At 69.7% G+C, this 10,476-nt stretch carries 8 protein-coding genes; 2 read left to right on the top strand and 6 right to left on the bottom strand.

All coding sequences use genetic code 11. The annotated features are described in order from the left end of the window. Positions 1-330 precede the first annotated feature (330 nt). From MXD62_RS25935 to MXD62_RS25920, 4 genes are read right to left on the bottom strand one after another with little or no spacing between them, the layout of a single operon-like run. Complete coding sequence (locus tag MXD62_RS25935) at positions 331-1,044, bottom strand: response regulator transcription factor (RefSeq protein ID WP_248832036.1); 714 nt, start codon at positions 1,042-1,044, stop codon at positions 331-333. After that, complete coding sequence (locus MXD62_RS39860; RefSeq protein WP_248832035.1) at positions 1,041-2,336, bottom strand: sensor histidine kinase; 1,296 nt, start codon at positions 2,334-2,336, stop codon at positions 1,041-1,043. The genes MXD62_RS25935 and MXD62_RS39860 overlap by 4 nt, the downstream gene beginning before the upstream one ends. A 16-nt stretch (positions 2,337-2,352) precedes the next feature. Beyond that, entirely contained in the window at positions 2,353-3,201 is an 849-nt protein-coding gene (locus MXD62_RS25925) for an ABC transporter permease (protein WP_248832034.1), read from the bottom strand. Then, positions 3,198-4,124: an ABC transporter ATP-binding protein gene (locus tag MXD62_RS25920; RefSeq protein ID WP_248832033.1), complete on the bottom strand. Its 927-nt coding sequence runs from the start codon at positions 4,122-4,124 to the stop codon at positions 3,198-3,200. Before MXD62_RS25920 ends, MXD62_RS25925 begins: the two co-directional genes overlap by 4 nt. A 702-nt stretch (positions 4,125-4,826) precedes the next feature. Here MXD62_RS25920 and MXD62_RS25915 point away from each other — a divergent pair. Continuing rightward, on the top strand, positions 4,827-5,567 hold the full coding sequence (locus tag MXD62_RS25915; protein WP_248832032.1) for a phosphatase PAP2 family protein: 741 nt from the start codon (positions 4,827-4,829) through the stop codon (positions 5,565-5,567). Positions 5,568-5,856: 289 nt separating this feature from the next. Further along, positions 5,857-6,840 (top strand): hypothetical protein, encoded by a 984-nt coding sequence (locus MXD62_RS25910; protein ID WP_248832031.1) that lies wholly within the window; start codon positions 5,857-5,859, stop codon positions 6,838-6,840. Between the two features lie 101 nt (positions 6,841-6,941). Here the strand turns inward: MXD62_RS25910 and MXD62_RS25905 are convergent, their stop codons facing one another. Further along, positions 6,942-7,694: a TetR/AcrR family transcriptional regulator gene (locus MXD62_RS25905; RefSeq protein ID WP_248832030.1), complete on the bottom strand. Its 753-nt coding sequence runs from the start codon at positions 7,692-7,694 to the stop codon at positions 6,942-6,944. Continuing rightward, positions 7,694-8,863 (bottom strand): HAF repeat-containing protein, encoded by a 1,170-nt coding sequence (locus MXD62_RS25900; protein WP_248832037.1) that lies wholly within the window; start codon positions 8,861-8,863, stop codon positions 7,694-7,696. Before MXD62_RS25900 ends, MXD62_RS25905 begins: the two co-directional genes overlap by 1 nt. Between the last annotated feature and the right edge of the window lie 1,613 nt (positions 8,864-10,476).

Genomic DNA, 10,476 nt, shown 5'->3' with positions numbered 1-10,476 from the left:
ATCCTCATCGTGTTGATCTCGGTGGTCCCGGTCCTGATCGAGTACCTGCGCGCCCGCCGGAAGAAGACGACGACAGGAGACGCCGCTGACCTGCTGAACGATGGCGCGGACGATGTCTGGTGAGTAGCGGTGGAGTCGTGACCAGGATTCCGTGAAATGCCAACGCATCAGGGCGCCGATGTATTCGTCGGCGTCGGTGGACGCGATTTCTCCCAGGTGATGTCAAGGATTGACGGGAGCATGGACGGCCTCCGGGAACGTGCGGTCGCGCAGTTCGACGATCCTGCTGATGTTAATTTAATTGTGCGGCGTGCGGCCTGTCCCGCCCGTTTATTGCCGATTGTCGGCTCTGCCGTCCCGGGCGGTTTCGGCGCGGGCCTGCGGGCGGGTCAGGCCAAGGTCATAGGCACAGATGACGGCCTGCACCCGGTCCCGGGCGCCGATCTTCGCGAGCACGCGGCCCACGTGGGTCTTGACGGTCGATTCGGACAGGACCAGCCGCTCGGCGATCTCGCCGTTGGTCCAGCCGTGGCCGATGGCGACGAGGATCTCGCGTTCCCGTTCGGTCAGCGTGTCCAGGCGTGGGTCGGCGGCCCGCTCCCCGTCGGGAAGGGTATCGCCGAGATGCTGTGCGAACGCGTCGAGCAGGCGCCTGGTGAGGGCGGGCGCGATGACCGCGTCGCCGACGGCGACCGCCCGGATGCCGGCGAGGAGCTCCTCGGGGTAGGCGTCCTTCAGCAGGAAGCCGCTGGCGCCGGCACGGAGCGCGGCGTGCACGTACTCGTCGAGATCGAAGGTCGTGAGCATGAGGATGCGCGAGCGGCCGCCGCCGGCCACGATCTGTCTGGTCGCCTCGATGCCGTCCATGCCTGGCATGCGGACGTCCATCAGGACGACGTCGGGACGCAGGTCCGCCGTCTGCCGTACCGCGTCCGAACCGTTCCTGGCCTCGCCGGCCACCTCCGTGTCGGGGTTGCTCTCGAGCAGCATGCGGAAGCCGAGGCGTTGCAGGGGCTGGTCGTCCACGATGAGCACGCTGATCATGTGGGGTCGCCTTCGGGCTCGTGCGGTGGGGTTTCGTGCGGGGTGAGGTCGAGGTCGGCTGCCACGTTCCATCCTCCGCCCGGGGCGGGGCCCGCCGCGACGGTGCCGCCGTAGAGCCCTGCGCGTTCCCGCATTCCGATCAGGCCGTGACCCGGCTCGCCGGGGGGAGCGGGCCGGTCGGCGGCGTCGGGTGGGCCGGTGTCCCGGATCATGATCCGAAGCCGGGTGCCGTCGATGCGCAGCGCCATGCGCACCCGGGTGCGCGGGCCGGCGTGCTTGAGGATGTTGGTGAGCGCCTCCTGGGCGATGCGGTACGCCGCCAGCTGCACCCCGAGATCCAGTGCATCGAGCTCACCGGCGCTCTGGTACTCGACCTGCGGCCCGGCCGCGCGGACGCGCCGGCACAGCGAGTCGAGATCTGCGATGCGCGGCTGCGGGCTGAGATCGGGCGCCTCGGCACGCTCCCGCAGTACGCCGAGGATGCGGCGCAGCTCGCCTAGCGACCGGCGGCTGGTGTCGCCGATCAGGTTGAGCGCTTCTTTGCCGCGTTCGGGCGCGACGTCCACGGCGTACGCGCCGCCGTCAGCCAGCGCGATGATCACTGCGAGGCTGTGGCCGACGATGTCGTGCATCTCGCGGGCCATCCGGGCGCGCTCGCTGGCCGCCACGAGTCTGCTGCGCTGGTCCCGCTCGATCTCGAGCTGACGGGCCCGGTCGCGCAGCGCGGCCAGCTGCGCGCGGCGGATGCGCACCGCGAACCCCAGCGCGGCGGCCGCGACGCCGATGCTGAGGAGCAGGAAGATCACATCCCCCACCGGCAGCACCGTGGACAGGTGGATCACGAGCAGCACGAACGTGGCGATCGACGCGGGTACCGCCCACGGCAGGCGCCGCAGCGGCGCGTGGAGCACCAGGCTGTAAACGGCGACCAGCAGCGCGACGTCGGCGCGCAGCAGGACACCGACGGCCAGCTCGACGACGAACGCCGCCATGACCGCGTGGAACGCCGCCAGCGGGGCGCGGCGCCGCCACCACAGCGGGACGAGCAGCGCGGCCTGGAACAGCAGCATCTCGGCCAGCGGCGGCCAGGCGAAGGGGATCGGCGTGTCCGGAGGGTCCCCGTCGTGGGGGAGAGCGGGCAGGCAGAACACGAGGAAGATCGTGACCACGACGGCGGTGTCCAGCGCCCAGGGGCGTGCGGTGTCCCACTGCCGGACCCGCTGTCCGGCGTGGAACAACCGGGCGGTCGCGGGATGTCCCACGAGCCCGCCGGCCGTGTCGTCGCCGCTCACCGCGAGCACCGGAGGATCAGACGTCCGACCGGACGAGCCGGTGCGCGGCCCCGCCGAGGACGAGAGCCGTCCAGCCGAGCAGGACGAGCAGCCCCGCACCGGCCGACAACGTGCCGGCGGTGTGGTGCAGGGCGAAGACCGACTCGCCGGCACTGCTGGGCAGGTACGGGGTGACGTCGGTCCGCCAGGACCTCGGCAGTAGCGGCATCAGGCTGGGTACCAGCAGGAACGTGCCGACCAGGGCCGAGATCCCGCCCGCGGTCGAGCGCAGCAGCGCGCCCAGCGCCACCCCGATCACGGCGACCAGGCCGAGGTAGAGGCCCGCGCCGAGCAGGCTGCGCACGACACCACCGTCGGTGACGCTCATGGCGATGGGGGTGCTGGAAAGAATCCCGCTGGCGACGAGGAACGCGACGAACACACCGATCACGCTGAGGACGAAGGCGATCAGACCGTGGACGGCGGCCTTGGCCCACAACACCGGCAGGCGGCGCGGGACGGCCGCCAGCGTGGACCGGATCATGCCGGACGTGTACTCGCCCGAGGTCGTCAACACCCCCAGGACGCCCAGCGCGACCAGCGCGAACGGCACCCCGAACAGGGCGAGACTCTGGGTGGTGGCGTCCGCGAGGCCGGGGTCCAGGTGCCTGCCCGGCCCGGTCATCGACCTGTACTGCACCGCGGCGATGACGCCGACCGCGGACAGGAAGAGCAGCCCGAGGGTCAGCGTGATCCAGGTCGACCGCAGCGACCACAGTTTGGCCCACTCGGAACGCAGCACCCGCCGGCCGGTCACCTTCTGACCGGAGCCGGCCGTCCGGGACGGCGTCGCGGGTGCGGGCCGGGTCTCAGTGATGGTGGTCATGCCGCCCTCGCCACGGTCGTCTCGGAATGGTATTCGACGGCGTCCTTGGTCAGGGCCATGAAGGCGTCCTCCAGGGAGACCGTCCGGGCGGTGAGCTCGAACAGCGCGATGCCGTGTTCAGCGGCTCTGGTCCCGATCTCGCGGGCCGACAAGCCGGTCACGCTCAACTGCTCCGACCCCGTGGTCGCCGTGATCTCGACCCCGGGACCGGCCAGGAGGCCGCGCAGCCGCGCCGGGTCGGCGCTGGCGACCGCCACGGTGTCGCCGCCGGCCTGCCGGACCAGCTCCCGCACGGTGGTGTCAGCCAGGACCCGCCCGCGCCCGACGATGATGAGATGGTCGGCGACCAGCGCCACCTCGCTCATCAGGTGCGACGAGACGAAGATGGTCCGCCCGGCGGCCGCGAGGTCGGTGAGCAGATTCCGGATCCACAGCACACCCTCCGGGTCGAGCCCGTTGACCGGCTCGTCCAGCATGACGGTCTGCGGGTCCCCGAGCAGCGCCGCGGCGATGCCCAGCCGCTGGCCCATGCCGAGCGAGAAGGCACCGGCGCGCCTGCGGGCCACCGAACCCAGGCCCGTCAGCTCGATCATCTCGTCCACCCGGGCGCGGGGGATGCCGTGGGTGTACGCGAGGGCCATCAGGTGGTCGAAGGCCGTTCGTCCGGGGTGGATGGACCGCGCCTCCAGGAGCGCGCCGACCTCCCGCAGCGGAGCCGCGTGCTTCGCGTACTCCCGGCCGTTCACCGTCACCGAGCCGGCGGTCGGCGCGTCCAATCCGATGATCATTCGCATCGTGGTGGACTTACCGGCGCCGTTCGGCCCCAGAAATCCCGTCACCGAGCCCGGCCGGACGGTGAAGTCCAGACCGTCGACGGCTGTCTTCGGCCCGTATCGCTTGGTCAGCTGTCGCGCCTCGATCATCGCTTCCCTCTCAGACCCGTCCGCCGGATTCCCGGCGTCCTGCCGGGAGACGCTAGGCGTGGGCCCGAGACGATTCGTCATACCGTGGTCCGATCTTCGGGCCCGGCGGTGGTACCGCGGTACCTGGGCTGACAGCCCAGGTACCGCAGTACGCGGATGCCATCCGGATGCCGCTTCCTGCCTGTCAACGGCGGCCAGCCGGGAAACACCTGCTGGCTATCGCTTCCGGTCGGCACAGCGGGGGCCCGGCCAGTTTCACGGCCTGGCGGAGCAGCCATACAGCGGGGAGCTGATGGTGATAGGGGAGGGCCGTCGCACATCGTCCTCACATGTCGGCCGTCCTAGTCTTCGGGCGAGGCGCGGTCTTCGGGCGGGGCGCACCCGGCGGGCGGGACGCGCTCTTCGGTCGAGGCGCGTCGCGGGGCCCGAAACGACCGCGGAACCGAACGCGAAAGCTCGGCTGCGGAAGGGGGAAGCGCGCAGGGAACGGCCACGAAAAACCAGTCGCGAACGACCGACGGAGAAGGCTCGACCGGGGAACAGGACCGTTGAAAACGATCATCATCGGCTGTGTCGCGGCGCCTGACATCAAAGCGGGGGCCATAGTGTCCCGACGGGCCCTGCCGGTGACTCGTGTGATGATCACCGATGTGCCGACGGGGACTTCCGTTGGCGGACATGCGTCGACCCGGCGGGCAACTGGTGCGCTCGACCTCTGACCGGCTGGTGGGCCCGCCCGGTTCGGAGCGGGCCCGCACCGAGACCATCCGGTACACCGTCGCCGGAGCCGCGGGGGTCCTGCTCACGGTGCTGCTGGGCGCCGTCGTCCTCCGGAGTGGAACGCCGTTCGGGTTCGATGCCGGGTGGCACCGGTGGGTGTTGGCTCACCGTAACCCCGGGCTGTCCGATGTCGCGGTCGCCGTCACCGACACCGGCGTCGGTGCCTGCGCCTACTGTCTTGCCGCGGTCGCCGGTGCCCTGGCGGTGCCGCGGTGGCGGTGGCGGTGGTGGTGGCTGGGCGCCGTCGCCGGGGTCGTGGCGCTGCTGCTGGGACAGCTGTTGAGGACCTCGCTGGCGGTCATCGTCGGCCGGGCGCGACCGCCGGTGGCGGACTGGATGACCTATCCTTCCGGCTTCGCGTTTCCGTCCGGCCACACGACCACCTCGGCGCTGGTCGCCGCGGGTCTCGCCGCGGTGCTGTACCGCCGGGCCCGCAGGCGCTCCACCAGGGTCGCGGCTGTCGCCGTCCCGGGCATCTGGGCGTTCACTGTGGGGCTCAGCCGGATCTACCTCGGGGTGCACTGGCCCACTGATGTTTTCGCCGGATGGCTGTTGGCCACAGTCCTCGCTGTTGTCTGCCTGCCGTCGCTGGGCGCCCTGCTCGCGTGGATCGGCCGGGACCAGTCACACCGGCGGACCAGCCACGGACGCGGTGCCGGGTGAGCCGTCCGCGCCTGTCCCCTCCACGGCGGCGGTAACGCGCCGACGCGAAATGCTCGTCGAACGGGTCGTTAACTGACCCGAACGTGGTGTCAGCCGGTGAAAGAGACATATCGCGAGGGCGTCTCTCTCACATCGTTATTACATGTCGGCGTGCCTACTGTGCGTGGCGTGCTGTGGCTGCCGATGGCGCACGCGGGCGTGTCGATTCTCGCCTGCTGTCCAGGCGGATGCTGGTACCTCAAAAATTCCGGACAATGTGGACGAGTTCCCATCTGGTTCCTGAAAATCTGTGCCTGATTTAAATAATCAGTTCCGCGTGGGCGTGCTTCGGCCTGTCATCGCGACGTCGCATCTTGGCGCTTTGAATGCCGGCCTGATTGGCAGGAGCCGGTCGGTCGCCGGTTATCTGCCGGCCAGCCGGCGAAGTCGCCCGACCGCCAGTCGCTCGTCTCCTCACCTCTGTCTCCTTGCCATGTACTCTTGTCTCATCGGGATCGTGATGGCTCTCAGGGTCAAAAGCCCTCTGGGAATCTACTTCCGTCCGGTGTACTGCGAGTGCGTGGAGGCAGCAGGAACGGTGGCTACTCGGATACCTAGGAGGAGAGCCGACCAGGGGACGGTTCGACTTAACACGCGCGATCTGCACGCGCTCGAGTGGATCTTCGATATGCATGCGGTCTTCGAGGCCGACCTTCCTGACGTGCTCAACCCCGCTCGGCTCATCTCGAAGAACGCGGCACGGTCGATCGTGACCCGTTGGGCGAACGCCGGGGTCGCATACGCCGAGCCGGTGCTCGCCAACCAGGGCCGCCTCGTCCGGCTGACGCCGGACGGGGAGAGGCTCGTCAGCACCGGTGACAGAACCTCGCCCGTGGCGGCACCGGCCGCGGCCGCGGCGGCTGTCCACCATGCGATGGTGGCGCGAGCGCGGCTGCGGCTGGAGCGCGACGGTCTCGCCGACCTGGTCGTCGTGGGCTGGCTCAGCGAACGGCAATGGCGGATGGAGAACCGGTCCCAGGTCGCCGCCGGTGAGCAGATACCCGACGGAATAGCGCGTCTGGACAGCGGCGACCTCTGCCCGGTGCACGTTGGGCACACGGGTGTCGAATTTATTCGGATCAGGTCAACTATTATGGATCTCCTCGGCAAGTACGGGACCGTCATCGTCGCCGTACCCGGCGATATCGCGCCGCTCGCGCAGTCGACCTGGAACGGGCCGGACTTCTCCGGCCCCGGAGCGGATCACAATGGCCTGCACTTGATCATAATCTGAGGGAACATTCCAGTTACGAGACGGTCGATGCGTGCCCGCACCGTGGAGGCCCGCCTACCGCGGGGATGCTCTCCGTGCCACGCACAGCCTTCGAAGCACGGCTAGGGATGACCGCCGCGGTCGCTGATCCGCCAGCCGTCCGCGACGAGTGACAGCAGCCGGTCAAGATATGCGCCGGTATCATGATCTTGTGAATGCTGGACGCTGATTTCTCCCTTTTCGCCGGCGGCCGGCTGGGACTCGGGCGTGCCGGAATTTCGCTCGCCGCCGCCAGGGCCCAGCGCCGACACGAGCGCGGCCGTGACCGCCACCAGGTCGTCCACGGTGATATCGGCACGCGCGCTGCCGGCGCGCTGAGCACGGGCGAGCACTCCGGCTCCGGCGTCACCGAGCGGCGTGGCGGGGGAGGCGGGCGGCGCCGCCCGCGGTAGCGGAGCGATTGGCGGGCCCTCGAGCTCGAGGACGAAGACCCCCTGCCGGGCCAGGAGGTGTCTCGCGAGCTGCCGGAGCCAGGCGGCGAGCGCTGCGCCGGGCGGGAGCCGGTCGCCCAGCTCGTCCGCCTGGCGGCGGAGACCGGCGACATCCTCGCGGTACACGGCCTCGATCAGGTCCTCGCGGTTGGCGAAGTTCCGGTAGAGCGTCGCCGGGCCGACCCCGGCGCGTCGCGCGATCGTGTTCAACGGTGCGTTCGTGCCGAGTTCGGCGAAGACCGCCCGCGCCGCGGTCAGCAGGCGCTCCTGGTTGCGGACGGCGTCGGAGCGCCGGGGCCGTTCTGCTGGTCTGTAGGCGGTGCCGGCGTCGCCACGCTGGCCGCTCGCTGTGGCATGCGGCGCACCGCCGCTCTCAGGCACCACTACGGTGTCCAGAAAGCGGCGTGGGGGACGGGGCTCGAGACGCTCACCGCCTCACCGAGAACGACTCCACCGGCCGTCACGTGACTGGCCGAGCTCTGCCTCCCGCCGAGGGTCCCGAGATCGGTGACCACTCCATGCCGCCAGCGGAACGCATGCCCGTCCCCGGTCGGGAGCTCGACCGTTCCGCAGACCACGCCGGAGTCGTTGAGCCCGGCCGGGTCGACCCAACCCTCGCCGAAACCGTGGATCTCGGTGAGGTCGCCGCCGGACCAGAGGAATGCCCGAACTCCCCCGCCGTAGCTGCGCACGAGCACCTGGCCGGCGTTGTTCACCGCGACGGCTTCGCTGTGCTCATCTCCAACGAGTGTCCCGAGATCTGTCATTATTCCGTTCTGCCAGCAGAACGCGTGGGTCCGGTCGTCCGCCGTGCCGCTGCTCCCGATGACCAGCCCGGCGTTGTTCACACCGGACGCACTGCTCCAGGTGCCACCGAGGGTGCCGAGGTCATGCATACGGCGGTCGGACCACACGAACGCGTGGTCGGCCCCGCTGCGCGTCTGACTCGTACCGACCACCAGGCCGAGGTCGTTGACGGCGGCGGCGGAGCTCTCCGGGCCGCCAAGGGTGCCGAGGTCCTCGCTGATGTGTTCCCGCCACAGACAGGCATGCCGATCGCCGCTGTCGGTGCTGCTGCTGCCCGCGACCAGGCCCAGGCCGTTGACGCTCACGGCGATACTGAAATGCCCTCCCGGGATGTCCGTGCCGCCCAGGGAGGGAAGCGCGGAGTGGATGCCGTAGCTCCAGCGGAATGCCTGCGGGCCCTGCCTGCCAATCATCTCGCCGACCACGACGCCCAGAGAGCTCATGGCGATCGGACGGCTGCTCCCGGGGAGGCGGCGAACCGTGCCGGCCTGCCACAGGAAGCCGTCGACCCGGTGCCGGCCGCTCTGCCAGAGGCCGGCCAGCAGGCCACTGGCGTCCCCACACACCAGGAGGCCTGGGGCGCCCGGCGGCCCGGTGACGGCGGTCGCGGCCGGGCGGGCCTGCCACGGTGGCCGCGCCGTGGTGGCCGAGGCGTCCGTTGACGTCGGGTTGCTCAGGTCGACCGGCCCCGAGGAAGCGGCGGCCACCACCGCGAAGCGCGCGACTGGTTGACGGTCACTTACCATCACAGGTTTCACTCCATTTGTCTGGCACCGGGAGTTCGGTGGTTCACGACGTTGCCCGAGCGTGAACCCCTGGTGCGGTAATCGGGTGTGTCGAGACCGGCATCGGCGTCCGAGAATTTCATTCTGCGGCATCGGCCGACCGCCTGCGACACATCATCAGACCACGTGCGTGCCACAAAATATTGCGCACTCCGTCTCGTGATCTGATCTCCTACCGGATCTTTCCAGGGGAAAACCTGGCTGTAGGGGCGGAGAGGTTCCAGGAATTCACCGAGTAATGTCTCGAAAGTCCCTGGTGATGGCTTGGTCAGTGGCTCGGTAATTGCTGGTGAGGTCGCGGTTGTCCTCGGCGTCGACGGCTGCCGAACCAGCCGGGATGGCTGACAGGTCAGGGACGATCCTGCCCGCGGGCGCCCGGGTCGGCTGTTCCCCGCCGCCGGCCACGTCGATGCCTCGAGCGAGCCCGAGCGGGTCGAACGGCCGTCCCCCGAGGCGCGGTCCCTTCACCTGCGCAATGCCCGCTTCGTGCGCGTGGCGCCGCCCCGAGTCGGTCACAATCCCGGACAGGCAATCATGATCTTGGGGCGGCTCTGTGGCGGCTGGTGCGAAACCGGCGCGGATGCCGACCCGACCCACGACCGCGGGGCCGCCGGACCGGTCACTCGCGCGGGCCGCTGGACCGTGCCACCCGTGCCGAGCCGCGCTCGCGGTGCGGCCGCCAGTTCCGACATCCGGCTTGCCTGGGATGCGAACGGCAACCGGTTCCCGTGGTCCGCCACAAACCCGACAGACTTCATCAACTGCTGGCGCCACGTGGTGGACGCCATCAGGTCCACGGCCGAACCCGATCCCGAAATATCGTGGAGCCTCGACGCCAACTACTCGCAGAACCCGCCGAGCCACAACGCGATCGACATGTATCCGGGCGACGCCTGGGTCGACACCGTCGTCTGGACTCCTATGATGCCTGGCCGGTGTCACGCACGAAGGCGGAATTCGACGCCCAGGCCACAGCGGTTGGCGGACTGACCTGTTGGTACAACTTCGCCACGGCGCACAACAAGGCGTTCGGTATCGGCGAGTGGGGGTCGTGAGCGGCGCTGGATCGAACGGAGGAGGCGACAGCGCCAACTTCGTCCAGTGGATGTACGACTGGTTCCTGGAACATGCGGGGAAGGGACTGGCGTACGAGTTCTACTTCGGCAACTGTGATCCAGGGACGTCGGTTCCAACCTGTACCGACCTCTCGGGCCCGGCTGCGTCTACCGGAACCCGAACGCTGCCGCCCGCTACCAGCAACTCTACCGACGGACATAGGCCCGACCGGACCTCGCGACGAGGGAGCGCCAGCGGCCGCGGGCCAGCCGAGGTGGGAGGCTTCCCGATCCTGGAAGCCTCCCCGGCCGCTCCGTGCTCTTTGCGGGCTCTGCTTCGGATCCCCCGCGACATTCCCTCGATGATCTGTGGGAGGCATGCCGGGTGGCGGCGTCGGTGCCGCTATCCCGACAGGCGGACGCTGACTGCGTCCCGGCTTACGCTGGTGATCAACCGGTGTAGTACGGCACGGCGGATACCGCGGTCGGTGCGGCGGGCGCGGCTATAGGCAGCCCGCC

The sequence above is a fragment of the Frankia sp. Mgl5 genome (assembly GCF_023242985.1).
GTDB classification, from domain to species: Bacteria; Actinomycetota; Actinomycetes; order Frankiales; family Frankiaceae; genus Parafrankia; species Parafrankia soli.
The sequence above is the reverse complement of the archived record's forward strand: the minus strand, read 5'-3'. Positions and strand labels throughout refer to the sequence as shown.

What these genes read in the sequence shown, in the direction of transcription:
- MXD62_RS25920 (WP_248832033.1), bottom strand. Translation starts at nt 4,124, where the DNA reads ATGATCGAGGCGCGACAGCTGACCAAGCGATACGGGCCGAAGACAGCC.
- MXD62_RS25900 (WP_248832037.1), bottom strand. Translation starts at nt 8,863, where the DNA reads ATGGTAAGTGACCGTCAACCAGTCGCGCGCTTCGCGGTGGTGGCCGCC.
- MXD62_RS25925 (WP_248832034.1), bottom strand. Translation starts at nt 3,201, where the DNA reads ATGACCACCATCACTGAGACCCGGCCCGCACCCGCGACGCCGTCCCGG.
- MXD62_RS25935 (WP_248832036.1), bottom strand. Translation starts at nt 1,044, where the DNA reads ATGATCAGCGTGCTCATCGTGGACGACCAGCCCCTGCAACGCCTCGGC.